This window comes from Streptomyces sp. NPDC037083, assembly GCF_055606485.1.
Genome location: NZ_JBVJSQ010000003.1, coordinates 418,722 through 443,806, shown reverse-complemented (window position 1 = coordinate 443,806; position 25,085 = coordinate 418,722). Strand labels below are relative to the sequence as shown.

21 protein-coding genes are annotated in these 25,085 nt (G+C 74.9%); 10 read left to right on the top strand and 11 right to left on the bottom strand.

The genetic code is table 11. The features are described 5' to 3' along the window. Nucleotides 1-77: 77 nt before the first annotated feature. Entirely contained in the window at nt 78-1,442 is a 1,365-nt protein-coding gene (locus tag ACZ7DE_RS10590) for an FAD-dependent oxidoreductase (RefSeq protein WP_470759466.1), read from the top strand. Between the two features lie 124 nt (nt 1,443-1,566). Here the strand turns inward: ACZ7DE_RS10590 and ACZ7DE_RS10585 are convergent, their stop codons facing one another. Beyond that, nucleotides 1,567-3,192: a serine/threonine-protein kinase gene (locus tag ACZ7DE_RS10585; protein ID WP_470759464.1), complete on the bottom strand. Its 1,626-nt coding sequence runs from the start codon at nt 3,190-3,192 to the stop codon at nt 1,567-1,569. Nucleotides 3,193-3,378: 186 nt separating this feature from the next. Between ACZ7DE_RS10585 and ACZ7DE_RS10580 the strand changes: the two genes are divergently transcribed. Continuing rightward, nucleotides 3,379-4,080 (top strand): hypothetical protein, encoded by a 702-nt coding sequence (locus ACZ7DE_RS10580; RefSeq protein ID WP_470759462.1) that lies wholly within the window; start codon nt 3,379-3,381, stop codon nt 4,078-4,080. A 965-nt stretch (nt 4,081-5,045) separates the two neighbouring features. On the opposite strand, the gene ACZ7DE_RS10575 is transcribed toward ACZ7DE_RS10580, so the two are convergent. Next, nucleotides 5,046-5,525: a roadblock/LC7 domain-containing protein gene (locus ACZ7DE_RS10575; protein WP_470759460.1), complete on the bottom strand. Its 480-nt coding sequence runs from the start codon at nt 5,523-5,525 to the stop codon at nt 5,046-5,048. A 607-nt stretch (nt 5,526-6,132) separates the two neighbouring features. On the opposite strand from ACZ7DE_RS10575, the gene ACZ7DE_RS10570 reads away from it, so the two are divergent. The 8 genes from ACZ7DE_RS10570 to tgmB all read left to right on the top strand — a co-directional run bounded on the left by ACZ7DE_RS10570 (nt 6,133) and on the right by tgmB (nt 13,551). Continuing rightward, nucleotides 6,133-7,326, top strand: coding sequence for a hypothetical protein (locus ACZ7DE_RS10570; RefSeq protein ID WP_470759458.1), 1,194 nt, complete (start codon nt 6,133-6,135; stop codon nt 7,324-7,326). A gap of 118 nt (nt 7,327-7,444) precedes the next feature. Further along, the gene (locus ACZ7DE_RS10565; RefSeq protein WP_470759456.1) at nt 7,445-8,020 is read left to right on the top strand and encodes a (2Fe-2S)-binding protein; all 576 of its coding nucleotides are present in this window, start codon (nt 7,445-7,447) and stop codon (nt 8,018-8,020) included. Between the two features lie 4 nt (nt 8,021-8,024). Continuing rightward, complete coding sequence (locus tag ACZ7DE_RS10560) at nt 8,025-9,020, top strand: FAD binding domain-containing protein (RefSeq protein WP_470759454.1); 996 nt, start codon at nt 8,025-8,027, stop codon at nt 9,018-9,020. After that, on the top strand, nt 9,017-11,131 hold the full coding sequence (locus ACZ7DE_RS10555; RefSeq protein ID WP_470759452.1) for a xanthine dehydrogenase family protein molybdopterin-binding subunit: 2,115 nt from the start codon (nt 9,017-9,019) through the stop codon (nt 11,129-11,131). Before ACZ7DE_RS10560 ends, ACZ7DE_RS10555 begins: the two co-directional genes overlap by 4 nt. A gap of 126 nt (nt 11,132-11,257) precedes the next feature. Then, nucleotides 11,258-11,560, top strand: coding sequence for a hypothetical protein (locus tag ACZ7DE_RS10550; protein WP_470759450.1), 303 nt, complete (start codon nt 11,258-11,260; stop codon nt 11,558-11,560). 284 nt (nt 11,561-11,844) lie between these two features. Beyond that, nucleotides 11,845-12,132 carry a DUF1232 domain-containing protein gene (locus tag ACZ7DE_RS10545; RefSeq protein ID WP_470759448.1) on the top strand — a complete coding sequence of 96 codons (288 nt, stop codon included), beginning with the start codon at nt 11,845-11,847 and terminating at the stop codon, nt 12,130-12,132. Between the two features lie 223 nt (nt 12,133-12,355). Further along, on the top strand, nt 12,356-12,547 hold the full coding sequence (tgmA, locus tag ACZ7DE_RS10540) for a putative ATP-grasp-modified RiPP (protein WP_470759446.1): 192 nt from the start codon (nt 12,356-12,358) through the stop codon (nt 12,545-12,547). Between the two features lie 17 nt (nt 12,548-12,564). Next, complete coding sequence (gene tgmB, locus ACZ7DE_RS10535; protein WP_470759444.1) at nt 12,565-13,551, top strand: ATP-grasp ribosomal peptide maturase; 987 nt, start codon at nt 12,565-12,567, stop codon at nt 13,549-13,551. 73 nt (nt 13,552-13,624) lie between these two features. Here tgmB and ACZ7DE_RS10530 read toward each other — a convergent pair whose 3' ends face one another. From ACZ7DE_RS10530 to ACZ7DE_RS10490, 9 genes are all read right to left on the bottom strand, one after another. Continuing rightward, the gene (locus tag ACZ7DE_RS10530) at nt 13,625-13,870 is read right to left on the bottom strand and encodes a DUF5133 domain-containing protein (RefSeq protein ID WP_470759442.1); all 246 of its coding nucleotides are present in this window, start codon (nt 13,868-13,870) and stop codon (nt 13,625-13,627) included. A gap of 252 nt (nt 13,871-14,122) precedes the next feature. After that, nucleotides 14,123-14,983: an aldo/keto reductase gene (locus ACZ7DE_RS10525; RefSeq protein WP_470759440.1), complete on the bottom strand. Its 861-nt coding sequence runs from the start codon at nt 14,981-14,983 to the stop codon at nt 14,123-14,125. Between the two features lie 167 nt (nt 14,984-15,150). After that, complete coding sequence (locus ACZ7DE_RS10520) at nt 15,151-16,425, bottom strand: ABC transporter substrate-binding protein (RefSeq protein WP_470759438.1); 1,275 nt, start codon at nt 16,423-16,425, stop codon at nt 15,151-15,153. Continuing rightward, nucleotides 16,422-17,534: a branched-chain amino acid ABC transporter permease gene (locus ACZ7DE_RS10515; RefSeq protein ID WP_470759436.1), complete on the bottom strand. Its 1,113-nt coding sequence runs from the start codon at nt 17,532-17,534 to the stop codon at nt 16,422-16,424. Before ACZ7DE_RS10515 ends, ACZ7DE_RS10520 begins: the two co-directional genes overlap by 4 nt. Next, a complete protein-coding gene (locus tag ACZ7DE_RS10510; RefSeq protein ID WP_470759434.1) occupies nt 17,527-18,423 on the bottom strand; it encodes a branched-chain amino acid ABC transporter permease in 897 nt (298 codons plus the stop codon). The genes ACZ7DE_RS10515 and ACZ7DE_RS10510 overlap by 8 nt, the downstream gene beginning before the upstream one ends. After that, nucleotides 18,420-19,241 carry an ABC transporter ATP-binding protein gene (locus ACZ7DE_RS10505; RefSeq protein ID WP_470759432.1) on the bottom strand — a complete coding sequence of 274 codons (822 nt, stop codon included), beginning with the start codon at nt 19,239-19,241 and terminating at the stop codon, nt 18,420-18,422. The genes ACZ7DE_RS10510 and ACZ7DE_RS10505 overlap by 4 nt, the downstream gene beginning before the upstream one ends. Further along, nucleotides 19,238-20,020 carry an ABC transporter ATP-binding protein gene (locus ACZ7DE_RS10500; protein WP_470759430.1) on the bottom strand — a complete coding sequence of 261 codons (783 nt, stop codon included), beginning with the start codon at nt 20,018-20,020 and terminating at the stop codon, nt 19,238-19,240. The genes ACZ7DE_RS10505 and ACZ7DE_RS10500 overlap by 4 nt, the downstream gene beginning before the upstream one ends. Nucleotides 20,021-20,356: 336 nt before the next feature. After that, nucleotides 20,357-21,736, bottom strand: coding sequence for an RsbRD N-terminal domain-containing protein (locus tag ACZ7DE_RS10495; protein ID WP_470759429.1), 1,380 nt, complete (start codon nt 21,734-21,736; stop codon nt 20,357-20,359). Between the two features lie 180 nt (nt 21,737-21,916). After that, nucleotides 21,917-25,066 carry a LuxR C-terminal-related transcriptional regulator gene (locus ACZ7DE_RS10490; protein WP_470759427.1) on the bottom strand — a complete coding sequence of 1,050 codons (3,150 nt, stop codon included), beginning with the start codon at nt 25,064-25,066 and terminating at the stop codon, nt 21,917-21,919. Nucleotides 25,067-25,085: the final 19 nt, after the last annotated feature.

Here is a 25,085-nt window from a genome sequence, read left to right as displayed (position 1 = left end):
CCCGCGTACCGGGTTAGGTATGCCTCAGTTTAGGCTTCCCCCGAGTCGATCTGTCGCCACTCGAAGGGAACCTGATCATGCCCCGCCCCCTGCGGGTAGCCATTGTCGGAGCCGGCCCCGCCGGGATCTACGCCGCCGACGCGCTGCTCAAGTCCGATGTGGCCGCCGACCCGGGTGTCTCCATCGACCTCTTCGAGCGCATGCCGGCCCCGTTCGGCCTGATCCGCTACGGCGTCGCCCCGGACCACCCCCGCATCAAGGGCATCATCACGGCCCTGCACCAGGTCCTCGACAAGCCGCAGATCCGCCTCTTCGGCAACGTCGACTACCCGACCGACATCAACCTGGACGACCTGCGCGCCTTCTACGACGCCGTGATCTTCTCGACCGGCGCGATGGCCGACCGCGAGATGTCGATTCCCGGCATCGAGCTCGACGGCTCCTACGGCGCCGCGGACTTCGTCTCCTGGTACGACGGTCACCCGGACGTCCCGCGCACCTGGCCGCTGGAGGCCGAGAAGGTGGCGGTCCTGGGCGTCGGCAACGTCGCCCTCGACGTGGCCCGCGTGCTGGCCAAGACGGCGGACGAGCTGCTGCCGACGGAGATCCCGGCGAACGTCTACGAGGGCCTGAAGGCCAACAAGGCGCTGGAGATCCACGTCTTCGGCCGGCGCGGTCCCGCGCAGGCGAAGTTCTCGCCGATGGAGCTGCGGGAGCTGGACCACTCCCCCAACATCGAGGTCATCGTCGACCCCGAGGACATCGACTACGACGACGGCTCGATCGCGACGCGGCGCGGCAACAAGCAGGCCGACATGGTCGCCAAGACGCTCGAGAACTGGGCGATCCGCGACGTGGGCGAGCGCCCGCACAAGTTGTTCCTGCACTTCTTCGAGTCGCCGTCCGAGATCCTCGGCGAGGACGGCAGGGTCGTCGGCCTGCGCACCGAGCGCACCGCCCTCGACGGCACCGGCAACGTCAAGGGCACCGGCGAGTTCAAGGACTGGGACGTCACCGCGGTCTACCGGGCGGTCGGCTACCTCTCCGAGAAGCTGCCGAAGCTGCCCTGGGACCTCGAGTCGGGCACGGTCCCGGACGCGGGCGGCCGGGTCATCGAGGAGTCCGGCGCGCATCTGCAGTCGACCTACGTCACCGGCTGGATCCGACGCGGCCCGGTCGGTCTGATCGGCCACACGAAGGGCGACGCCAACGAGACCGTGTCGAACCTGCTGGACGACCACGCCAACGGCCGTCTGCACACGCCGCTTTCGCCCGAGCCGCAGGCCGTGGACGCCTTCCTCGCCGAGCGTGAGGTCCGCTTCACCACCTGGGAGGGCTGGTACAAGCTGGACGCCGCCGAGAAGGCGCTGGGCGAGCCGCAGGGCCGTGCGCGCGTGAAGATCGTCGAGCGCGAGGACATGCTCCGGGAGAGCGGCGCCTGAGCACCGCGGGGGCTCGGAACGGACACCCTCCGAGCCCGGCCGGGGCGACGCCCCCGGCCGCCTCTCCTCGCCTCCCCCGCCCGCCGACGGCCAGGACCGTCAGCGGGCGGCGGCCCCGGTCGAGTCAGCCGTCGTCGCGCGGGTGGGTCTCGATCACCCGGCCCAGCACGTCGGCCCGCAGGTAGGCGCTGCCGTAGTCGTCCGACAGGTAGACGCTCATCGACGGGTCGGTGTCGAAGACGGTGGAGGCCGGGGTGATCACCAGGTATCGGCTGGTCGGCTCGGGGACGCCGAGGGTCCGGCCGGCCTTGGCGAGCAGCGCGGACACGGCGTCCCAGTCGTAGTCGTTCAGGTCGACGGGGACCGCGCCGTTCATGACGGTGCCGCCCGGCCCGTCCTTCACCGCGACGTCCCCGCCCCGGTACATGTAGCGGTCGTAGAGCTTGGGACGGCCGTCGACCGGGGCGTCGGCGATGGCGTACTCCTCGTAGACCACGAGGCTGGTGACCTTCGATCCGCCCATGGCGGCGGTCAGCTTCGCCACGGCCCGTTCGACGCCGTCCCCGCTGAGCAGGTCGACCTTCTCCGCCGAGACCCCGTCCGAGGAGGCGCTCGGCGTCCGGCGGGCGCTCGGCGACACGGAGGCGCTCGGCGCGTCCTTCGTGTGCGGGAGCTGCGTCCACACCAGAACGCCCGTCAGGGTCGTGGCGGCGACGGCCCCGGCGACGGCCCTGACGCGGGTGCGGCGCGCCCGGGGCCCTGGTCCGGCGTCCGGCACGGTCGGCGTGACGTCGGCGACCGGTGGCGGGAGCAGCGGGGACGGGGCCTGGGGAGGCGGGGCGAGCGGAGGCGGGGCGAGCGGGTAGGACGTCGGCTGGGCGGGCCGCGCCGACGGGGCGGGGTCCGGTGCGGGCCCCATCGCGGCCGCCAGCATCCGGTCGACCTCCGCGGCGTCGGGGCGGGCCTGCGGATCCCGGACGAGCAGCGCGCCGAGAACGCCGGTCAGCGGCCCGGCACGGCGCGGGGCGGGCACGTCCTCGCCCAGCACGGCGGCCAGCGTGGCGAGCGTGCTGGCCCTGCGCAGCGGGTGGCTGCCCTCCACGGCGACGTACAGCATCATGGCCAGCGACCAGAGGTCGGCGGCGGGACCGCCCTCCTTGCCGCTCACCCGCTCCGGGGCCATGAAGTCGGGCGAGCCGATGACGGCGCCGGTGGCGGTGAGACTGGCGGACTCCCGGACGGCGGCGATGCCGAAGTCGGTGAGCACGGGCCGCCCGTCGCGGCGCAGCAGGACGTTGGCGGGCTTCACGTCACGGTGCTCGATGCCCACGGCGTGCGCGGCGCGCAGCGCGGACAGCACCTCGCGCCCCAGGCGCGCGGCCTCGGCCGGGGGCATCGGCCCCTGCTGCAGCCGGTCCTGGAGGGAGCCCCCCTCGACCAGCTCCATCACGATCCACGGATAGGTGTTCTCGCCGCCGTCGACGATGTGATGGATGGTGACGACGTTGGGGTGGTGGACCCGGGCCAGCGCGCGGGCCTCCCGCAGGACGCGTTCGCGCAGCGTGCGGGCGCCCTCGGGGTCGTACTCGGCGAGGTCCGGATCCGGAGGCCGCACCTCCTTGACGGCCACGTCCCGGTGCAGCGCCAGATCGTGCGCGCGCCACACCAGTCCCATGCCTCCGCCGCCGAGCCGCTGGAGCAGCTCGAAGCGGCCGTCGACGACGCGTCTGTGGGGTTCCCCTGTGCTCATGGAGGGGAGCTTAGGGGTAGCGACCGACAGGCGGTGTGTCGGCCAGAGGGGGCACAGCGCGAATGGTCCGCGGGCCCACGGGCATGCTGTGAGCGAGGTCACTTCCGGCGAGCCGTACCGGAGCCACGCCGGGACCGCTCCCCTCTCTCATCGCCCTCCCCACGAAGGACATGTGCCTTGGCTCTCATGCACCCTGACGCCCCGTTGTCCCGCCGCCCGGGCCGCTGCTGGACGATCCGCGTGGTCGGGCACCGGGACCGGACGGCTTCGGTCACCTGCTCCTCGGCGTGCGCGATGCCGCCGCGCTCCCGGGACCTCGCGGCCCTGCGCCGCTTCGCGGAGGCCCACGCCGCCGCGCACGCCCGCGCGGCGGCGGTGCATCACGACGCCGCCTGCTGGTGCCGCCGCCAGCGGTGCGCGCTGCACGAGGGGACGCGGGTGAACTGCGGGGGCACGGTCGTCCTCGTCCTGCGGCACGACCCGGCGGTCGGTCAGGTGTGGACGCTCACCGAAGTCTGTTCCGCGTGCGCCTCGTTGCTGCCGCACGCGCGCGTGCTGAGCCGGGCGGTTCCACCGCCGCCCCGCGTCCCGGACCCGGCGGCGGGGGCCCACCCGAGCAGGGGGCCGGGCCCGGGCCAGGGCGTGGACCCAGGCCAAGGCGCGGGTGTGGGCCAGGGCGCGGGCCCCGGCCAGGGCGCGGGTCGGGAGGCTGCCGGCCGGCCGGTTCCGTCCGGACCGGCGACGCCGAGCGTGGGGCCGCCGCGTCTCGTTCCCGGCGGGTTCAGCGCGCCCTCCTCGGGCGCCGGTGCCGGCCCGGACCGGACCGGGGGCCGACGGCGCGGTCCCGCCCGGCGCGGGCGCGGTGAAGCGGAGGGCGGCCGGGTGTGACCCGACCGCCGTCTTCCTCAGGCCTGCCGCAGGACGGCGCCGTGATCGTTCAGCGCGGCACCGGGACTGTCGGCGGAACCCGGAGGGGCGGGGCGTCGGAGGCCAGGCGGGCGCAGCGGTCTCGGCTCGGTCTGCCGCAAGGCCGTAGCAAGGCCCTCAAGGCCTGTACCAGGACTGTCGGCGGGACCCGGAAGGGCAGCGCGCCGGAGGTCAGGCGGAAGCAGCGGTCTCTACGCGGACCGCCGCAAAGCCGTAGCAAGGCCCTCAGGGCCGCTACCAGGACTTTCCGCGGAATCCGAAAGGGCAGCGCGCCGGGGGTCCGGCGGGCGCAACGGTCTCTACCCGGACTGCCGGGCATAGGCGTAACCGGCCTCGCGCACGGCGTCCAGCGCGCGCGGGTCGATCGTCCCGTACGGACAGCAAGGCCGTAGCAGGGCCCCTCAGGGCCGGTACCGGGACTGTGGCGGGATGCGGATGGGCAGGGCGCCGAGAGACCGGCGGGCGCAACGGTCTCTACCCGGACTGCCGGGCATAGGCGTAACCGGCCTCGCGCACGGCGTCCAGCGCGCGCGGGTCGATCGTCCCGTACGGACAGCAAGGCCGTAGCAGGGCCCCTCAGGGCCGGTACCGGGACTGTGGCGGGATGCGGATGGGCAGCGCGCCGAGAGACCGGCGGGCGCAACGGTCTCTACCCGGACTGCCGGGCATAGGCGTAACCGGCCTCGCGCACGGCGTCCAGCGCGCGCGGGTCGATCGTCCCGTACGGACAGCAAGGCCGTAGCAGGGCCCCTCAGGGCCGGTACCGGGACTGTGGCGGGATGCGGATGGGCAGCGCGCCGAGAGACCGGCGGGCGCAACGGTCTCTACCCGGACTGCCGGGCATAGGCGTAACCGGCCTCGCGCACGGCGTCCAGCGCGCGCGGGTCGATCGTCCCGTACGGACAGCAAGGCCGTAGCAGGGCCCCTCAGGGCCGGTACCGGGACTGTGGCGGGATGCGGATGGGCAGGGCGCCGAGGGTACGGGGCGGGTGCGCGAGGCTGTCGGACCCGCCGGCGACGGGTCGGTCGCCGTCGAACCCGGCGGCCAGCAGCCCGCTGATGCGCACGCCGCTGCGCCGCCCCTCCAGGTGCAGGCGTCCGACGTTGACCCGGTCGTCGGCGAGCAGCGTCAGGACGGCGGACGGCCCGGCCGCGTAGGTCGCGAGATAGCCGTCGGCTCCGCGCACCAGCAGTTCGCGGAACTCGCCGCGGGACGAGAGGTCGACCATCCGGCGCCCGACGCCGAGGGCCGCGGCGGTGAGCGCGGCGAGCCCTTCCGGCTGCACGTCCGGCAGGTCCTGGGCGAGGACGAGGCCGTCGGTGCTGGCCGCCAACGCCCCCGTCAGCTGCGGCACGCGGGCGCGCAGCCTCTGCAGTTCGTTCAGAACCTCGGCCTCGACGGCCATGACCGGTGTCCCTTCGGCGCGTTGTCGACTGGAGCGAATCAAGTGCGGTGCGGCGCTGGGTGGTTCGGGTGCCCCCGAGGCTACGGAATGCGGCCGCCGAAAGCGACGGGTTTGGCATTTTCCACTGGCATGCGCCGGGTGAGGCGCGCCGAAGGCCGACGGGCCTGGTCTCCGCAACCGTGGGCGACGGCCGGGAGGGAAGCACCGGCACGCGCTGGTGCGTACGCACGCGCGTGCGTGAAGAAGGCGTGCGTGCCCGCGTGCGATGGGCTCGGACAGGCGCGCGGACAGGGCTCGCCCCGACGCGGATGGTGGGCGGGCCCTGTCCACAGGATCCGATTCTCGGTTCCCGGGGCCTGCGGGCCCATGGGTGCGAGGCCGTCGGCCGTGGTGCGCGGCGCACACCCCGTACGAGTGACGCACACCCGGCACGCGGTCACCCGGATCGGTACGAGTGACGCCTCTCGCGCCGGGGAAGGCGCACCTGGACGGGGACGCTCTCGGGCGCCCGCGCCGCCCACCCGCTTGATCGCCCACGCCCCGCGGCGCGCGATACTGGCCTTCGCACATCGCCGCCACGTCGTCGCCCGCCCTCACGAATGGACTCATGCTCATCTCCGCGACCGTCCCGCCCACGACTCCCTCCACGGTGTGGCAGACCCGAGGCCGCCACACCGGCCCCACCGCGCCCGACGTCCTGCGCAAGAACCTCCGGGCGTCGAAGGACGCCGGGACCCTCCAGGACTTCAAGGAGCTGCCCGACGCCGACAACCCCGAAGGGGAACTGGCCTTCGAAGCCCGGTGGCTGGTGGAGGACGAGGTGACCGTCCGCGCCCGGCTGACCCTCGCCGAGTGGTCGGGCCGCGGCCAGGAGTGGACCCTGACGGCGGAGGCGGAGCGCCCGTGGGACCTGCGATGGCCGTCGCCCGCCGGCATGTTCTGGCCCTGGGAGGCGGACGCCCTGTGGGGGCACGAGACCGTCACCGGTGAGCGCTTCCTCGACGTCAACCCGCTGCCCGCGGACGACAAGGAACTGCGGCGCACGCTCCGCGGCGCCCTGCGGGACACCTGGACGGTGCATCTCGTCGTCCACGAGGCCATGACGCCCGACGAACGGGGCCGGCGCTCGCTGGTCCCGCTGCTCCCGCCCGGTCTGCAGCACCGGGTCGTCGAGCACCGGGCGGCCCCGCACCAGCTGCGCACCGTCAACTGGGCCCTCAAGGAGTCCGGGGTGGAGGTGCCGCGCGGCGGCGCGCTGGTGCTGCCCGGCTCACCGGCCCCGGCCGACTACGACGCCGCCGACTTCTCGGTGCGCAGCGTGTTCCTGGACGGCACGCACCCCACCGAGCTGCTGGACGCCGTTCAGCGCTTCGCCGCGCTCACCAGGCCGCTGCCGGAGGGCGCCGAGGCGGCGCTGACGGCGCTGCGGGAACAGTGGCAGCTGCTGACCCTGGAGGAGGAGCTCGCCCGCGAACGCAAGCTCGTGGCGATGTACAAGGAGGCGCTGGAGGCGATGACGCAGTCCCGGGACCTGTACCGGGAGGCCGCGGAGCACGCCCACGAGGCGCTCACCGCGTACCGGGAGGCCGCCGCGGAGGCCGGGGAGCCGGTGCGGACGCCCGCCAGGCGCGCCGGCTCGCCCTTCCAGCAGCTGGGCCGCACCCTGGAGCGCTTCAAGGAGTCGACCAGGGGTCTGCTCCCGGTGCAGACCGCGTCCACCGTCGCCTCGGGCGAGTCGGCGGAGCCGCACCGGACGGTCGCCGACGGCGGCGACGACGCGCCCAGGGCCGTCGAGCGGTAGGGCCCCGGCGTCCTCGGCGCGATCCGTTCCGCATCGGGACGCATCAGGACGTGTCACCTTCCCCACTCTGGATACGCGGTCCTCACGGCACACGGACCGCCCCGGAAGGGACCAGGACATGGGCAGCGAGCACGGCCCCCGGTCATCGCTCCACCGCTCCGACACCACCCTGCGCGTCAACGGCAAACCGCACACCCTCACCGTCGATCACCGACGCGTCCTGCTGGACGTGCTGCGGGAGGACCTGGACCTCACCGGGGCGAAGAAGGGCTGCGACCACGGTCAGTGCGGGGCCTGCACGGTCCTCGTCGACGGGCGGCGCGTCAACAGCTGTCTGCTGCTCGCCGTCGCGCTGGACGGCTGCGACGTGACGACCGTCGAGGGCCTGTCCGGCGACGGGGAGCGGCCGCACCCGCTGCAGCGGGCCTTTCTGGAGCGCGACGCCTTCCAGTGCGGGTACTGCACTCCGGGCCAGATCTGCTCGGCGGTCGGCATGCTCGCCGAGGCCGAGGCGGGTCACCCCTCGCACGTCACGGACCCGGCCGCGCCGTCCGGGCGACCCGTCCCCCTGGACCGGGACGAGATCCGCGAACGGCTCAGCGGCAATCTCTGCCGGTGCGGCGCCTACCCCCGCATCGTCGACGCCGTGGAGGACGTGACCGGAACCGGCCACAGCCACGACCCGAGGACGTGATCCGGTGGAACCCTTCGCCTACGTCCGGGCCGGCAGTCTCGCGGAGGCCGCCGCCGCCTTCGCCGAGCACCCCGGCGCGCGCTATCTCGGCGGCGGCACCAACCTCGTCGACCTGATGAAGCTCGGGGTGGAACGCCCGACCGCGCTCGTCGACGTCACCCGGCTCCCGCTGGACCGGGTGACGGAGCTGCCGGACGGTTCGCTGCGGATCGGGGCCCTGGTGCGCAACAGCGACCTCGCGGCCCACCCGCGGGTCCGCGACCGGTGGCCCGCCCTGTCGCAGGCGGTGCTGGCCGGCGCCTCGGGTCAGCTGCGCAACGCCGCCACCACCGGCGGCAACCTGTTGCAGCGCACCCGCTGCCCCTACTTCCAGGACGTCTCCAAGCCCTGCAACAAGCGGCAGCCGGGCAGTGGCTGCGGCGCCCGCGACGGCGTCCACCGTGACCACGCGGTGCTCGGGCACTCCGAGCAGTGCATCGCCACCCATCCGTCGGACATGGCCGTGGCCCTGGCGGCGCTGGACGCCGAGGTGGAGCTGTACGGCACGGCGGGCGTGCGCCGGGTGGCGGTGGCCGGCTTCCATCGGCTGCCCGGTGAGCGTCCGGAGCGGGACACGGTGATCGAGCCCGGCGAGCTGGTGACGGCCGTGCTCCTGCCGGCCGCCTCGGCCGGGTTGCCGTCCGCGTACCGCAAGGCGCGGGACCGGGCCTCGTACGCCTTCGCCCTGGCCTCCGTCGCCGTGGTCCTGGAGGTCGCCGACGGCGTCGTCGCGCACGTGGGGATCGCCTTCGGGGCGCTGGCGCACCGGCCCTGGCGGGCACGGCGGGCCGAGGAGGCGCTGCTGGGTGCGGCTCCCACCCGGGCCGCGTTCGAACGGGCCGCCGATCTGGAGCTGTCCGCGGCCCGGCCGCTGCGCGACAACGCCTACAAGGTGCCGCTGGCCCGCGGCCTCGCCGTCGACGTCCTGTCGCGGCTCGTGCCCCAGGAGGAGGACTCATGACCGCGGTGGGCGCCCCCGCCGAGCGGCGGGAAGGCCGGGAGAAGGTGACCGGAACCGCCCGCTACGCCGCCGAACACCCCCTCCCCGGGCGGCTGTTCGCCCGGCCCGTGCCGGCCACGGTGGCGCGGGGCCGGGTGACCGACGTCGACGTCGCGGCGGCGCTGGCGCTGCCCGGCGTCGTCGACGTGCTCACCCATCGCAACGCGCCCCGTCTCGCCGAGCCGGACGACGCCACCCTCGCCGTGCTGCAGGACCCCGAGGTGCCGCACCGGGGCTGGTTCGTCGCCCTGGTGGTGGCCGACAGTCCGGAAGCGGCGCGGGCGGGTGCCGCGGCGGTGCGCGTCGCCTTCGCCGAACAGGCCCATGACGTCACGCTCGACGCCGGGCATCCGCAGGCGTACGTCCCCGAGGAGATCAACGGCACGTATCCGGGCGAGCGCGAACAGGGCGACCCCGACGGGGCCTTCGCGGACGCCGACGTCCGGGTCGACGTCGGATACCGGGTGCCGCCCCTGCACAACCACCCCATGGAGCCGCACGCCAGCACCGCGCACTGGGACGGGGAACGGCTCACGGTCCACACCTCGAGCCAGGGCACCACGGCCGTACGCGCCGCGCTCGCCGGCCTGTTCGGGCTTGCGGAGGAGCGGATCACGGTCGTCGCCGAGCATGTCGGCGGCGGCTTCGGGAGCAAGGGCACGCCCCGTCCGGACGTGGTGCTCGCCGCCATGGCCGCACGGCACACCGGGCGTCCGGTCACGGTGGTGTTCCCCCGTCGCACGATGCCCACCTCGGTCGGTCACCGGGCGCCCACCCTGCACCGGCTGCGCCTGGGCGCGGACCTTGAGGGCCGGCTGACGTCCCTCGTGCACGAGGTGACCACGCACACGTCACGGATCAAGGAGTTCGTCGAGTACGCGGCGCTCCCGGCGCGCGTCATGTACGCCGCCCCGCACCGCCGCACCACGCACCGTGTGGTCCGGCTGGACGTGCCGACGCCGTCCTGGATGCGCGCCCCCGGCGAGGCGCCGGGCATGTACGCCCTGGAGTCGGCGATGGACGAACTCGCCGACGCGCTCGGCATGGACCCCGTCGAGCTGCGGATCCGCAACGAGCCGGACGTCGAGCCCGACAGCGGCCGGCCGTTCAGCAGCCGCCATCTCGTCGAGTGCCTGCGCGAGGGCGCCCGCCGGTTCGGCTGGGACGGCCGCGATCCCCGTCCGCGGGCCCGGTCCGCCGGCCCGTGGCTGCTCGGGACGGGCGTGGCCGCCGCCACGTACCCGGTCCAGGTGTATCCGTCGACCGCGGCGGCGCGGGCCCTGCCGGACGGGTCGTTCCTCGTCGAGGTGAACGCCGCCGACATCGGCACCGGCGCCCGTACGGTGCTGGCGCAGATCGCGGCCGACGCCCTGGAGGTCCCCCTCGAGCGGGTGCGGATCCGGGTGGGCTGCAGCGACCTGCCGGCGGCGCCGCTGGCGGGCGGCTCATCCGGCACCGCCTCCTGGGGCTGGGCGGTGCACGAGGCCTGTGGACGGCTCGCCGAGCAGCTGGCACGACATCAGGGCCCCTTGCCCGAACCGGGGTTGCAGGTGCGTGCCGACACCAAAGGGGCGGCCGACGCCGAAAGCCCCTTCGCGCGGCACGCATTCGGGGCGCACTTCGCGGAGGTCGCCGTGGATGCGGTGACGGGCGAGGTACGAGTGCGCCGACTGCTCGGGGTGTACGCGGCGGGCCGCATCCTCAACCCCCGTACCGCGCGATCCCAGTTCGTCGGAGCCATGACCATGGGTCTGGGCATGGCGCTGACCGAGGGCAGCACGATGGACGCCGCCTTCGGCGACTTCCCCGAATCCGATCTCGCCGCCTACCACGTGCCCGCCCACGCCGACGTGCCCGACATCGAGGCGCACTGGATCGAGGAGGACGATCCGCATCTCAACCCCCTGGGCGGCAAGGGGATCGGCGAGATCGGCATCGTGGGCACGGCGGCCGCCATCGGCAACGCCGTCCACCATGCCACCGGCGTCCGCCTGCGCGAACTGCCGCTGACCCCCGACCGGGTGCTGACGGGCCTGCTGGAGGCCCGCCGACCCGGTCCGGCCGGCCACTGAGCGGACGCCCGACCTGCGTCCGGCCGTCACCCGACCGGGGACCGACCGGGGACCGACCGGGGACCGGGCCGCGCCCGACCGGGGACCGGGCCGCGCCCGACCGGGGACCGGGCCGCGCCCGACCGAATGCTCGCGCGGCAGCGGACCGGGCTGGCGGCCGCGCCGCCGTCCGCCCCGCAGGGCGCCGCGGCCGTGCCCTCCTCCGACTGTTTCGAGCATGGCGACGAGCCGGGCGACGTCCTCCAGCGACCGGGCCGCGGCTGCGTGGAGGAGGCCGCCGACGGGATCGGGGTGGGCGGGACCGGCCTCGGCGGGCACGCGGGCGGCCGCTTCCGGATCCGGTACGGGGGCGGTTGGCGCCACCGGGGGCAACGGTGCGGTCGCGCACGCGGCGCCGGTGAGAGGGGGACGGTCCGGGAGGGACTGTGACGAGCGGGTGATCATGCTGGGCTCTCTCTGAAGGGTGCGGTCGCCCCTGCGCCCCGGAGCTGCGACACACGACGTGACGCTCCCCATGACCGGGGCCGCCCGGCGCACTGCGCCACTCGGACGCGCCACCCGTGTGAGACGCGTCCGATGCGGTAATCCGGCGGGAATCGGGAATCCGGAAGCCGAAAGCGGGGAAATCGACAGACAGGGACCACGCGCCAGGGTCCGGACGAAGAAGGACGAAGAGAACAGACGCCGCGCGACGGACCAATTCGGGAGGGCCCGTGGATGCGCCAACCACGCTCGTCGTCGTCGCGGCGGTGTCGGCCGCCGCCGTGTTCGCCGTGGCCGCCGCGGTGCTGGTACGTCTGGTCCGGGCTCGTCGGGGCCTGCGACGTGCGGGACTTCCCACCGGCCCGCGCTGGGTGTTCTGGGGGGCGGTCCTGTACTTCGTGCTTCCGGCGGACGCCCTCCCGGACCCCGTCTACCTGGACGACATCGGCGTCCTGCTGCTGGCCCTGCGCACCCTGCGCCGCGCGCCCGAAAACGCCCCCGAACACCTCCCCGAGTGAGCGTCCGGGAAGACGTTTTCACCCCCGCTCGACCCGATCTCCCCTGTTCCACGCCCTGCTCGGTGCCCAACTCCCCGATGATCACGGAGAGTAAGGAAACCAACCACCCGTTCGACTCGTATAAGTGACTGAAGGTCGCATCCATCCAGCACCACGCAGCGGGCCCGAGTGACGTCGCACAGCGGCACCGCTTGATCGAAGCAGTACCGACGAGGGAGAGACGATGAAACCGTTCGCGCTCAACTACGCACGCCCTGCGGCGGAGTTGGAGTACGCCGCTCCGTACGCCTACGACCACGGACTGCAGTTGAACGTACTCCTCGACGGCCGGATCGCCGCTCGTGACCACGCCCTGCTGAGAGAACTCGGGACCACGACCTCGACGGCGGGCTCCAAGACCCACTTCGACGACTGAACACGGGCCGACATCACATGACCGTGCTCATCCTGACCTGTGAAGAAGACGTCACGGCGGACATGGTGGTCGTGCACCTGAACGCCGCCGGCGTCCCGGTCGTCCGGCTCGATCCCGCCGACCTGACCCATTCCGTCGCACTCTCCGGCGAGTTCGTGCACGGGGCCTTCCGCGGCCATCTGTCGTCCGCCGGGCGGCTGGTGAGCCTCGACGGGCTCAGGTCGGTGTGGGTCCGCCGGCCCGGCGCCCCGGCGGCCCGGGCGCCCGAACCGTCGGCGTGGCTCACGGAGGAGGCCTCGCAGGCGCTGTACGGCATGCTCCGCGGCACCGCCACGCGCTGGATGAACCACCCGGACGCGGCTGTGCGCGCCCGGCACAAGCCCTGGCAGCTCCGGCTCGCGCAGCGCAGCGGCCTGCCGGTGCCGGCCACCCTCATCACCACGTTCCCGCAGGCGGCGCGCGAGTTCGCGGACCGCTACCCGGACCTGGTGGTCAAGCCGGTCTCCGGGGCGCATCCCCAGGACCCGCCGCGCGCTGTGCCCACCACCCGGGTGCCGCCGGGCGCGGACTTCGCCGCCGTGGCGTACGGTCCGACGCTGCTGCAGCGCCGGGTGGCCAAGCGGGCCGACATACGGCTGACCGCGGTCGGGGACCGTCTCCTGGCCGCCCGCAAGGACACGGTCCCCGGCGGCGACCCGGACGTGGTGGACGTGCGCTTCTCGCCGTCCACCACGCCCTGGCGGGCCGCCGACGTCCCGCCGCGCCTCGCCGAGTCCGTGCGGAGGTATCTGCGCGAGGCGGAACTGGCTTACGGAGCCTTCGACTTCGCCGAGGATGCCGACGGCACCTGGTGGTTCCTGGAGTGCAACCAGTCGGGCCAGTTCGGCTTCGTGGAGGTCGACACCGGACAGCCGATCGCCCGCACCATCGCGGAATGGCTGGCCGGTTCTCCCCCGGAGCGGGGCGCCCGGCACGCCGACCGGTGCGGCTCCGCCGCCTCCTGACGCACCCGGGCGCGGCGGTGGCTCGAAGGAGCAAGGAGCACCGCCGCGCCCGGGGCCGGCCCTCGGGCCGCCCTCACACCGCCAGGGACAGTCCGTTCTCCGAGTCCTTCGCGGGCGTCGCAGCCGCCGACTCGAGCAGGGCGTCCGCCGCGGCGACCGCCTCGTGGACGTCGGACGTGCCCATCAGCACGCACAAGGTGTAGGCCACGTCCTGAAGCTCACGAGCCGCCTGCGGCGTCTCCCTCTCCGCCTGAGCGATCCTCAGGGTCGCGTACCGGGTCAGCAACGTCCTGGCGATCTTCGGGTCCGGAACGATCACGAGCGCCCCTCTCTCCTGTTTTGCGCTGCGTGTGCCCGGACCTGGGCGATTCATGCCTGTCAGTGGGTCATGTCACCCGCCAGGGTCAGGATCCGGCCACGGACGCCCACCCGGACCGTCCGTCGTGCGGACGCTTGTGCGCGTCCGGGCACGCGCCGCCCGGCGACAGGAGTGCGTCGTACGTGCCGGTGTCTCGGGCGGACTTCCGGACGGCGCCGTGGACGGCCAGCGGCGGTCCTCCTGGCGGTCGGGTCAGACGGCGGCGTCCAGTTCGGCGAGTTCGTCGGCGGTGAGGACGAGATCGGTCGCGGCGAGGGAGTCCACGATCGTCTCCGGGCGGCTCGCGCCCGGGATGGGCACCACCACCGGCGACTTGGCGAGCATCCAGGCCAGGCAGACACGCTGCGGGCTGACCGCGCGGGCCTCGGCGACACGGGCGAACGGCGCGTAGGAGGAGCCCAGTTCACGGGCGCGGGCGATGCCGCCGAGCGGGCTCCACGGCAGGAACGCGATGCCGAGTTCGTCGCACAGGCGCAGTTCGGGCTCGCTGGAGCGGAAGCGCGGGGAGAACTGGTTCTGCACGGAGACGAGCCGGCCGCCGAGGATGTCGTTCGCCTCCCTGATCCGGTCGGGGTCGGCGTTGGAGATGCCGGCGGCGCGGATCTTGCCCTCGTCCAGGAGTTCGCGGATCGCGCCCACGGAGTCGGCGTAGGGGACCCGCGGGTCGGGGCGGTGGAACTGGTACAGGCCGATCGCCTCCACGCCGAGCCGGCGCAGCGACGCCTCGCAGGCCGCCTTGAGGTGGGCGGGGCTGCCGTCCAGGGTCCAGCTGCCGTCGCCGGGGCGCAGATGGCCGCCCTTGGTGGCGACCAGGACGTCCGCGCCGCGGTCGTGGGAGGCGAGGGCCTTGGCGATCAGGGTCTCGTTGTGGCCGACCTCGTCGGCGTGGAGGTGGTAGGCGTCCGCGGTGTCGATCAGCGTCACGCCGGCGTCCAGTGCGGCGTGGATGGTGGCCAGGGAACGGGTCTCGTCCGGTCGGCCCTCGATCGACAGGGGCATGGCGCCGAGACCGATCGCGCTGACGTCCAGGTCACCGATGCGGCGGGTCTGCATGGGGTCGCGGCCTCTTTCGGTTGCGGGCGGGCACGGGTCGTCCGGTGCACCGGAAGGTGATCGCGGCGCACCGGACGTCCTCAAGCCTGGCCCCGCCGTCGGCCGCGGGTCCAATGGAGATAAGCGAACGCATTCAGCAGCACGGCCGCTGAATCACCCGGGCAGGGTCAGGGCCGGTTCGCCAGATACTGCGTCACGCCCGGCGCCTGGTGCGCGTCCTCCTCGCGCACCAGGCCGCCGACCGCCTTCGCGTCGGGCTTGAGCACATAGGCCGACAGGGCGGCGGGCCGGGAGACGTCGGAGAAGTCCTGCGGGGTGCCGAGTCCGGTGTCGGCGCTCTTCTGCGAGCGGTGCGCCTTCACCACGTCCTCGCGGGCGAGACTGCCGGCCGCGCAGGCCTTCTTCAGGTCGGCGCCCAGCAGCCGGGCGGCGTTGTAGCCGGACAGCACCCCGGAGTCGACCGGGGAGTCCGGGTACTTCTTCCCGTAGGCGGCCACCATCCGCCGCACGCCGGGCAGGTCCGAGCTCACGGCGGGCGCCGCGCTCACCACGTGCAGCATGGCCAGCAGCGCCGGTGCGGCGGGGGTCTTCATCAGCTGCGGCGCGAAGCCGGGCGCGTTGCTGACGACGGGGACGCGCAGGCCGCGCGAGGCGGCGACGCCGGCCAGGGAGGCCGTCTGGGCGGGGCCCGCACTGATCAGGACGGCCTTCACGCCTGCCTTGCGCAACGCCGAGACCTGCGCGGACAGATCGGTGTCCGTCGCCTTGATCTTCTGCGGGACGATCTTCAGGCCGGCCCGCTTCGCCGCCCAGGTGGAGCCCTCCAGGGCGTTGGCGCCGTAGTCGCCCTCGAAGTACACATGGCCGACGGCGTCGCCCTTGGCCAGTCCCTTGGTCCGGGTGAGGAAGTCGACGGCGGCGATCATGTCGAGGTCGTAGGTGGTGCCGATGACCTGGACGGAGTCCTTGCCCAGCAGGGAGGCCGCCCAGGCCTGCGGGAAGGTGAGCAGCCGGTCGCGCTCGATGTCGTCGAGGAGGGCCGCGACGACGGGCGAGCCGATGACCTGCGGCAGCGCCACCACGTCCGGCGCCAGGTCGGCGTAGGCGGTCACGGCCTTCTGGACGTCGTAGCCGTGGTCCTTGACCACGATCTCCACCTTCCGGCCGCAGACCCCGCCGTCGGCGTTGGTCTCGTCGGCCCACATCTGCTGGGCCTGCACGATGGACTTGCCGAGGGTGGCGTACGGGCCGGTGAGGTCGGTCAGCGCGCCGAGCCTGACGGTCTTCTCGGTGACCCCGGGGCCGGTCCTGACGCCGTCGGCGCCCTCGGAGCCGCCGCTGCCGTCCGCCTTGGAGCTGCAGCCGGTGGCCGCGACGAGGAGGGCCGCGAGCGCGGCGGCGAGGACGGCGGGGGCGCGGTGTCTGTGGTGCGTGCGGTTCACGGGGTGTGCTCCTTGGTTCGGACGGCGGAGGCGGGTGGACGGGTCGTCGGCGCCGGGGCCGGGGAGGCGGGGCGCAGACGGGTGCGGAGACGGCGGACGAGGCCGTGCAGTCCGTCGGGGGCGTACAGCAGGACCAGGACGATCGCCGCGCCGTAGAGATAGCGGGCGGCCTCGGTCGGGCCGACCCCTCCGTCGGCGGCGCCGGGCGCGGTCACCAGGGGCAGCTGGTCGGCGTAGCGGGTCATCAGCAGCGGCAGCGCGGTGACGAAGAAGGCGCCGGCGGCGGCGCCGGCCACCGAGCCGAGACCGCCGATGACGATCATCGCCAGGTAGTCGACCGAGAGGGCCAGCCCGAAGTAGTCGGGCACGACCCGGCGGAACGCGAGTGCGAGCAGCACTCCGGCCAGGCCGGCGTACATCGACGACACGACGAAGGCCGCCGAACGGTACCGGGCGACGTCGACGCCCATCACGGCGGCCGCGGTCTCGCTGTCGCGCAGCGCCGCGAGGGCACGGCCCGGGCGCCCGCGCAGCAGGCCGCGCGCGGTCCACCAGGTGCCGGCCAGCAGGGCCAGGCCCAGGAACCACAGGCGTTCCTCGGCGCCGAACGGCACGCCGAGGACGACGAGGGCCCCGTCGTCGGCGGCGAAGGAGAACCCGCCCAGGGTCAGCGGGGGCACGGAGCGGCCGTTGAAGCCTCCGGTGACGGAGTCGGCGGTGAGCAGGACGTGGTGGCCCAGGAAGACCAGCGCGAGCGTGGCGACGCCCAGGTAGATGCCGCGCACCCGCCCGGCGACGGGGCTGAACAGCCCGCCCGCCGCTCCGGCGAGCAGGACGGCCAGGAGTACGGCGAGCGCGGGCGGCAGCCCGGGTCCGGGTTCGCCGGCCAGCCAGGTGTAGCCGTACGCGCCCACGGCGAGGAAGAAGGCGTGCCCGAGGGAGAGCTGGCCCGCGGTGCCGGCGAGCAGGCCGAGGCCGACGGCGCCGATGGCGGCGGCCATGGAGAACAGGCCGATGCGCAGCCAGAAGGCGTCCAGGTAGAAGGGCGGCGCGCACAGCAGGAGGGCGGTCAGCAGGACGGCGGCGCCCTTGGGGATGCGATCAGACACGGGTGGCTCCCTTCGCGCCGAACAGTCCGGTGGGCCGCACCAGCAGGACGGCCACCATCACGGCGTAGGGGGCGACGTCGCCGAACCCCTCGCCGAGCACGTGCAGTTCGGACTGGTAGCCCGCCGCGAGGGCCTCGGTCAGACCGATGATCAGGCTGCCCGCCAACGCGCCGGGCGGGGAGGCCAGGCCGCCGAGGATCGCCGCCGGGAAGGCCTTGAGGGCGATCTGGCCGGTGGTCCGTTCCAGTCCTGGCGCGGGGAACGCGGCGAGGAACACCGCGGCCAGCGCGGCGAGCGCGCCGGCCAGGCACCAGGCGAGCATGCGCACCCGGGTCAGCCGTACGCCCATGAGGGCGGCCGCCTCCGTGTCCTCGGCGGCGGCCCGCAGGGCCAGGCCCCAGGGCGTGAACCGGAACAGGGCGAAGACGGCGCCGATGGCGATCGCGGCGACGGCGATCGCGGCGAGCCGGCTGTCGGCGACGGTCACGGAACCCAACCGGGTCACCGAGTCGCCCCAGGGGTCGCCGAGGGTGAGCAGGTCGCCGCCGATGCGCCGGGACAGGTCGGTGAGCAGCACGATGTCCACGCCGATGGTGACGATGGTCTGCACGTGGGCGGCCCCGGGGTCGGGGTCGCCGCGTTGCAGCAGCAGCCGGTCCAGTGCGCCGGCGAGTGCGGCGGTCGCCAGGACGGCCACCGCGAGGGCGGCGGGGAAGCCGAGGTCGTCGTGCAGGACGGCGACGAGGTAGCCGCCGAACAGCAGCAGCGATCCGTGGGCGAAGTTGAGCACGCCCGACGCCTTGAAGATGACGACGAAGCCGAGCGCGACCAGGGCGTAGACCGCGCCCAGGGCCAGGCCGGCGAGGACGCTGTCGAGGAGGGCGGTCATGCGGGGTCCTCTCCTGGCGTGCCGAGGTAGGCGCGCAGCACCTCGGGGTGGCGGCGGATCTCGTCGGGGGTGCCGTGGGCGATGCGGCGGCCGAAGTCGAGGACGGTGACCTCGTCGGCCAGTCGCATCACCAGGCCCATGTCGTGCTCCACCAGCAGCACGGACAGTCCGAGTCGGGCGCGCACGGCCTCCACCGCCTCGGCGGTGCGGGCGCGTTCGGCGCCGTTCATGCCGGCCACGGGCTCGTCGAGCAGCAGGACCCGCGGCTCCAGGCACAGGGCGCGGGCGAGCTCCACGCGTTTGCGGTCGCCGTACGACAGCAGGGCGACCGGAGTGTCGAAGTGGTCGGCCAGGCCAGTGAGTTCGGCGATCTCACGGGCCCGGTCGAGATGGGCGCGCTGTTCGCGCGAGACGCCGGGCAGACGCAGGGCCGTCGCGGCGAACCCGGCGCGGGACAGGGCGTGCCGGCCGAGCATGAGGTTGTCGGCGACGGTGCCCTCGGTGGTGACGATGTTCTGGAAGGTACGGGCCACGCCGAGGGCGGCGATCCGGTGCGGGGCGAGCCCCGTCAGCGTGGTGTCGCCGAGCCGGACCTGCCCGGACACCGGGCGGTACAGACCCGACAGGACGTTGAAGCAGGTCGACTTCCCGGCGCCGTTGGGGCCGATCAGGGCGTGCACGGATCCCGGGGCGACGGTGAAGGACACCGCGTCCAGGGCGGTCAGGCCGGCGAAGCGGACGGTCACGTCGCGCACGCTCAGTTCCGGCGGCGGCTGGAGACGGTCGGCAGCGGCGCCGACGGTGGGGCGGAGCTTCACGCGGCCCCCTGGTCGCCGGCCGGGTCGCCGAGGTAGAGGCGGCGCACCGCGTCCGTGCGCGCGAGGTCGTCGGCCGGTCCGGACAGTCGGATCTCGCCCACTTCCAGGACGTGGGCGTGGTCGGCGAGCGACAGCGCCATGCCCGCGTTCTGCTCGACCAGCAGGACGGCCGTGCCCTGGGCGTTGATCTCGCGGATCACCTCGGCGATCCGGAACACCATGCGCGGGGCCAGGCCGAGGGAGGGCTCGTCGAGCAGCAGCAGCCGGGGAGCGGCCATCAGGGCCCGGCCGATGGCGAGCATCTGCTGCTCGCCGCCGGACAGCAGCCCGGCCTGCTGACGCCCGCGCTCGGCGAGGACGGGGAACAGCGTGTGGACGCGTTCCTGGCCCTCGCGGACCTGGTCGGGCGCCCGCCGGCCGAGGCCGAGGCCGCCGGCGCGCAGGTTCTCCTCGACGGTCAGGCCGGCGAAGACCCGACGGCCTTCGGGGACCTGGACGACGCCGGCCCGCACCGCCGCGACCGGGTCGCGGCCGTCCAGGACGGTGTCCCCGTAGCGGACCTGGCCGGCGGTGACGGCGCCGCGGTGCAGACGCAGGGTGCCCGACACCGCCCGCAGCAGGGTGGACTTGCCGGCGCCGTTGGCGCCGAGCAGCGCCACCACCGCGCCGTGCGGGACGGTCAGGGACACGGAACGCAGGGCTGACAGAGCTCGTCCGTACGTCACGTCGAGGCCTTCGACGTGCAGGGCGGGCCGCTCCTGCGGGGGTGCTTCGGGCATCGCGGCTCCTCGGGTCCGTGCCGGCGGGCACGGAGTGTCTGGGAAGGGGAGCTCACGACAGCACGGGCGACGAGGGGCGGTACAGGCGCTCGGGCGGGCTCGCTGCGCCGACCCAACGGCGGGTCGGGGGACTTGTGCGCGCGCCCAGGGGGCGGAAGGCGGACGCCGGGGTTCCCCCCGGTGGGAGGAAGCAGGGACGCGGACGCTCTCGTCCGGAGGAGGAGCAGGGACCGGTTCGGAGGGGGACGGTGCCGGAGGCGGCCCCCGTGGCGTAAGGGCAACCAGGGGGGAAGCGGGCGAGGCGCCGGCGGTGGAGAGCGATGAGCCGGGGGCCGCTCAGCGGGTGCGCAGGCCCCGGGCCGTCAGGGCGAGGCTGATCTCGACCAGGTCGGCGGGCCGGGACAGGGAGCGGCCCGTCAGCTGCTCGTAGCGGCGCAGGCGGTTGAGGACGGTGTTGCGGTGGCAGTACAGCCGCTCCCCCGCCCGTTGCGCGGAGCCGTCGCAGGCCAGCCAGGTCGCCAGGGTGTCGAGGAGGACCGCCTCGTCGGCGGGTTCCAGGTCGCCGAGCGGCCCGAGCACCCGCTCGACCAGCGCCGTGCCCAGGTCCGGGGCGGAGAGCACCAGCGCGGCAGGAAGGTGTTCCGTCAGCCGGACCGTGCCGCCGGTGCTCGGACACATGTCCAGCGCGGTGTCCGCGAGACGGCGGGCGTCCCCGACGGCGGCCAGCCCCGACACGGCGGTGCTGACGCCCGCCCGCGCGCCCCCGCACAGCGGTGGCACGGCCGACGGCCCGCTCGTGGGACGGGCGCCGTCACCCGAGCCCCCGCGAGCCGACCTGCTCCCGCCCCCGTGCCCGTATCCGTCCTCGTGCCCGTATCCGCCCTCGTCCGCCTTCTCGTCATCGCCCAGCAGGACGATGCCGTAGTCCACCTCCACCCCGGTGTGCCAGTAGACGCGGGTGCCGCGGGCGAGCGCGGCCCGTGCGCCGGCGCCGTCGGACGGGCCGCCGCCGGTCACCGCCACGACCGCGTAACGGCCCTCCTCGGGCAGGTCCAGCGCGTGGGAGGTCTCCGGCAGGTCGGCGATCCGGCAGGCGCCGTCGAGCAGCGCGCCCGCCAGCAGCCGCAGCCGGTTCTCCCGACGCCAGGCGAGCTGTCGTTCGGCCTGCCGGTAGGCGTCGGCGACCAGGGAACAGTGCTCGTCGACGAAGGCCCACACGTCGGCGGCGACGTGCACGAGCAGCCGCACGTCCTCGGGAGCGGTCCGGGAGGTCTCCTCGATGAGGCCCTGCCACACCAGGGACCCTCCCAGCCGGAACGCGTGCAGCAGGGCGTCCAGCGGAAGCCCCTGCTCCGCGCGGGTCGCGCCGATCTTCCACGAGCACCGGCGGGCCGCGTCCCGGCTGCCGCGCGGGTCGAGCAGCGAGGACACGCTGTGCCGCAGCGAGCGGTGCACCTCCTGCCAGGTGGCGCCGGGATCGCTCGTCACCGCCGCGCGGTAGGCGGGCTCCTGCTCCTGGATCGCGGCGACCAGCCGGTCGGTGAGATCGGGCAGGTCCGCCAGGAGCACCCGGGCCGCTCGGTGCAGGACCCGCAGGGCGTCGGCGTCGATGAGCGACCGTCCGAGCCGCGGATGCGGGTGCGACCGCAGTGCGGGCGCCGACGGCGGGGCCGTTGCGGGGCGAAACGCGGTCCGTGACCGTAGGGCGTGATGCATCGCGGTCCTTCCCCGGGGCTGTGTTGCGCCGTCGACTCGTCCTGCCCACGAAGGATGGCATACCGTCCGGTCGGTCCCTAGGGGTGTGCACGATTGATTTCGGAGTGAACAGCCGGTCGGGAGTGGTCGGGCGGTGGCCGGGCGGGTCGTGCCCGGGCGGGCAGCGGCCGGCCGGGCGGGCTACCGGGACCTGTCGACCATGCGCGCCAGTTCGACGCGGGAGCGCACGCCCAGCGCCGCGAAGACCTTGCGCAGGTGGTAGTCGACCGTGCGGGTGCTGACGGAGAGGGTGAGAGCCACCTCGCGGTTGGTCGCGCCCTCGGCGACGCAACGGGCGATCCGCAGTTGCTGCGGCGTCAGTCCGGACAGGCCGGCGTCGCTCGCCCGGCCGGCCGGGGCGGCGCCGCCCGCCCGCAGCTCGGCGCGTGCCTGGTCCGCCCACACGCGGGCGCCGCAGCGCTCGAATCCCACCAGAGCGGCGCCGAGGCGGTCGCGCGCCTCGCGCGGTCGGCGGCGCCGGCGCAGCCACTTGCCGTGGAGCAGTTCGGTGCGGGCGCGCTCGAAGTCCCCGCCGCCGGCCGCGTCGTGAAGATCGAGGGCGGCACGGTACAGGGCGTCGGCACGGTCCGCCGGGGCCAGCAGCGCGCGGCAGCGCAGCAGCTGGGCGGGGGCCTGGGGGTCGGCGCCGAACCCCGCCCACCGGGCGAACTCCTCGACGACGCCGACGACGTCGAGGCCCCCCGCCTCCACGACGACTCCCGCCTCCCCGAGGACTCCCGCCTCCCCCACGACTCCGACCGTCCCGACGAACCCGGCCTCTCCGACGACTCCGGCCGCCCCGACGACCCCCGCCTCCCCCACGACTCCGACCGTCCCGACGAACCCGGCCTCTCCGACGACTCCGGCCGCCCCGACGGACACGGCGCGCCCGAGGCCGCCGGCGCGCCCGAGGCCGCCGGGGCTCCCGAGGCCTCCGCGGCTCCCGAGGCCTCCGCGGCTCCCGGCCGTGCCGGCGTCGGCGCGGCCGGTGGAGGCGGCCGCCTCCACGAAGCAGGGCACGGCGAGCATCCACACCGCGAAGTGCCCCCGCCGTGGCCCCGGGCGCACCAGCGGCCCCAGCCGGTCGGCGGCCTCCCGGGGCCGCCCGCGGGCCAGGTCGGCGCGGGCCGTCGCCCATTCGGCCAGCGTCGCGGCCTGGACCAGTCCGTGCTGCCGGGCGGTCGCCAGCGCAGCGCCCGCGTGGACGGCGACCTGGTCCGGACCGGCCTCGATCGACGCCGCCAGGGCGAGCACCGCGTGGTGGTGAGCGGCCCTGTTGCGCTGTCCGGTCCGCAGGGCGGCCCGCAGCCCCTCCTCCGCATGGGTCCTGGCCAACGCGTGCCGTCCGGCGCGCAGTTCGGCGTAGGCGAGGTATTCGCGGGCCCGCGGAAGAGCCACGGCTGCACCGGTCGTACGGGCGACGGCCAGAGCCTGTGCCCCCGCTCGCCGTGCGGCCACGAGATCACCCAGCATGAGGGCGGCCGCCGCCGCGCGCAGCGCCGGCTCCGGTTCCGGCTCGTCCGCGCTCTGCGTGCGCTCCACGTCCGCGACCAGCCGCCGCAACGGCCCCGCCGCCTGCGGAAACCTCCCCTCGATGAGGGCCCGCACTCCGGTGCTGTAGCCGGGCAGGAGGGCGCTTTCGCCCTCGCCCTGGCTCTCCCTCACCGGCGAGGGCGGGCGCGAGGGCCCGCCGGCGCGTGGCTGCCCTCCGTCGCGCCCGGACCCCTGCCGGTCCGGGACGGCGTCGTCCCCGCCGCCGCCCAGGGCGTGCACGCATCCGGCGGCGTCGCCCGCGGCCCACGCGGCGTCCGAGGCGGCCAGCAGCGCCGTCTGCGCCTGCCGCGGGTCGGACGCGGCCAGCAGACCGGCGGCCAGGAGCAGTGATGCCCGCGCTTCGTCGACGGGTCCGTCGTGCAGCACCGTCATGCCGCGCACCAGCTCGACGCGGCCGCGGACCGCCACCGGAGCCGCGTCGTCCCGGGCCGCGTCGAGCAATCGCAGGGCCCGGTGCGTGCGTCCGCCGAGCAGGGCCTGTTCCGCCGCGGCCGTGCACCACTCGGCGCGCCGGGCGCGGTCCTCGGCCAGTTCGGCGGCGCGGGCGAACGCCGCGCACCGCAGGCCCGGCGACGCGGGGTGGGCGGCATCGCCCGCGGTCAGGGCCAGTTCCACGGCCGTCGCCTGCCGGGGAGCGGGCGTGGACCACGCCCGGTGCAGCAACACCCGCAGCGCGTCGGCCCCCGCGTCCTCCAGCTCCCGTGCGAGGGCGTGGTGCGCGGCGCGACGGCGCTCCGGCAGCGCACCGGCGTACACCGCGCGGCGCAGCACTTCACTGTGGAAGCCGACGTCGCCGTCGAGCAGGGCGAGCACATCGGGCAGCGGATCCCGCGACGGTCCGTGCGGCGCTCTCTGCGGCGGTTGGTGTGGCGGTCCGTACGAAGGTCTCTGCGGCGGTTCGTGGGGCGCCGCGGGCTCTCGGTCGGGGCGGGTCGCCAGGAGGCGTCGCGCTCCCCCGAGGGCGAGTCTCAGGTCGATCCGGGTGGCGCACGGGTCGTCGTCCGTGTCCGTGTCCCGCACCGCCGCCGCGACCGTGAGCAGCAGATCCTGCTGGGCGGGCGTCCACCCGGCCGGCGCGCCGCCGATCAGGCCGGTCAGCAGCTCGGCTCCGGCCGGCGGGCGCGGCAGCGCGCGATGGCCGCGGAGCTGGGCGGGTGACAGCCGCCGGACCATGGCCAGCAGCAGCGCCGGGTTGCCCTCGGCGTCGGCCACGAGTTCGTCGCGGACCGCGCGGTCGACGGCCCAGCCCGTCGCCTCGTCCACGAGGGCGGCGGCCTCCGCCGGGGGGAGCGGGCCGACGCGGACCACCGGCAGCGCTGCGAACTCCGGGTCGGGCGCGCGGTGTCCGGCCACGCTCAGCAGCACGCTCACGGAGCCGTCGCCGCGCAGGTGCACGGCGGCGCGGCCCAGCGCGGCCCGGGTGGAGGCGTCCCACAGGTGCGCGTCGTCGGCGCACACCAGGAGGGGCGCCCTGACGGACGCGGCGCGCAACGCGGCGAGGAGGACCGCGCTCGGCGGGTCTGCGACCGCCCGCGCCCCGGCCGGTGCGCCGAGGGCGCGCAGCAGTGCGCGCAGGCCGCCCAGCGGTACGGCCGACGTCGCCGGGTCGGCCTCGACACGGACCACGGCTCCGGCGGGGAACGCATGGGCGGCACGGTCCAGGAACGTCGTACGGCCGCAACCGGGTTCGCCGGTCACCACCCGCACACCGCCGCCGGTGATCGTCTGTCCGCTCATGCGCCGGACGTTACGTACG

Coding starts and splice junctions, on each gene's coding strand:
- tgmA (WP_470759446.1), top strand. CDS start 12,356: ATGAAACCGTTCGCGCTCAACTACGCACGCCCTGCGGCGGAGTTGGAG.
- ACZ7DE_RS10500 (WP_470759430.1), bottom strand. CDS start 20,020: ATGCCCGAAGCACCCCCGCAGGAGCGGCCCGCCCTGCACGTCGAAGGC.
- ACZ7DE_RS10585 (WP_470759464.1), bottom strand. CDS start 3,192: ATGAGCACAGGGGAACCCCACAGACGCGTCGTCGACGGCCGCTTCGAG.
- ACZ7DE_RS10525 (WP_470759440.1), bottom strand. CDS start 14,983: ATGCAGACCCGCCGCATCGGTGACCTGGACGTCAGCGCGATCGGTCTC.
- ACZ7DE_RS10550 (WP_470759450.1), top strand. CDS start 11,258: ATGCTCGCGCGGCAGCGGACCGGGCTGGCGGCCGCGCCGCCGTCCGCC.
- ACZ7DE_RS10580 (WP_470759462.1), top strand. CDS start 3,379: ATGCACCCTGACGCCCCGTTGTCCCGCCGCCCGGGCCGCTGCTGGACG.
- ACZ7DE_RS10575 (WP_470759460.1), bottom strand. CDS start 5,525: ATGGCCGTCGAGGCCGAGGTTCTGAACGAACTGCAGAGGCTGCGCGCC.
- ACZ7DE_RS10565 (WP_470759456.1), top strand. CDS start 7,445: ATGGGCAGCGAGCACGGCCCCCGGTCATCGCTCCACCGCTCCGACACC.
- ACZ7DE_RS10570 (WP_470759458.1), top strand. CDS start 6,133: ATGCTCATCTCCGCGACCGTCCCGCCCACGACTCCCTCCACGGTGTGG.
- ACZ7DE_RS10510 (WP_470759434.1), bottom strand. CDS start 18,423: ATGACCGCCCTCCTCGACAGCGTCCTCGCCGGCCTGGCCCTGGGCGCG.
- ACZ7DE_RS10490 (WP_470759427.1), bottom strand. CDS start 25,066: ATGAGCGGACAGACGATCACCGGCGGCGGTGTGCGGGTGGTGACCGGC.
- ACZ7DE_RS10555 (WP_470759452.1), top strand. CDS start 9,017: ATGACCGCGGTGGGCGCCCCCGCCGAGCGGCGGGAAGGCCGGGAGAAG.
- tgmB (WP_470759444.1), top strand. CDS start 12,565: ATGACCGTGCTCATCCTGACCTGTGAAGAAGACGTCACGGCGGACATG.
- ACZ7DE_RS10590 (WP_470759466.1), top strand. CDS start 78: ATGCCCCGCCCCCTGCGGGTAGCCATTGTCGGAGCCGGCCCCGCCGGG.
- ACZ7DE_RS10495 (WP_470759429.1), bottom strand. CDS start 21,736: ATGCATCACGCCCTACGGTCACGGACCGCGTTTCGCCCCGCAACGGCC.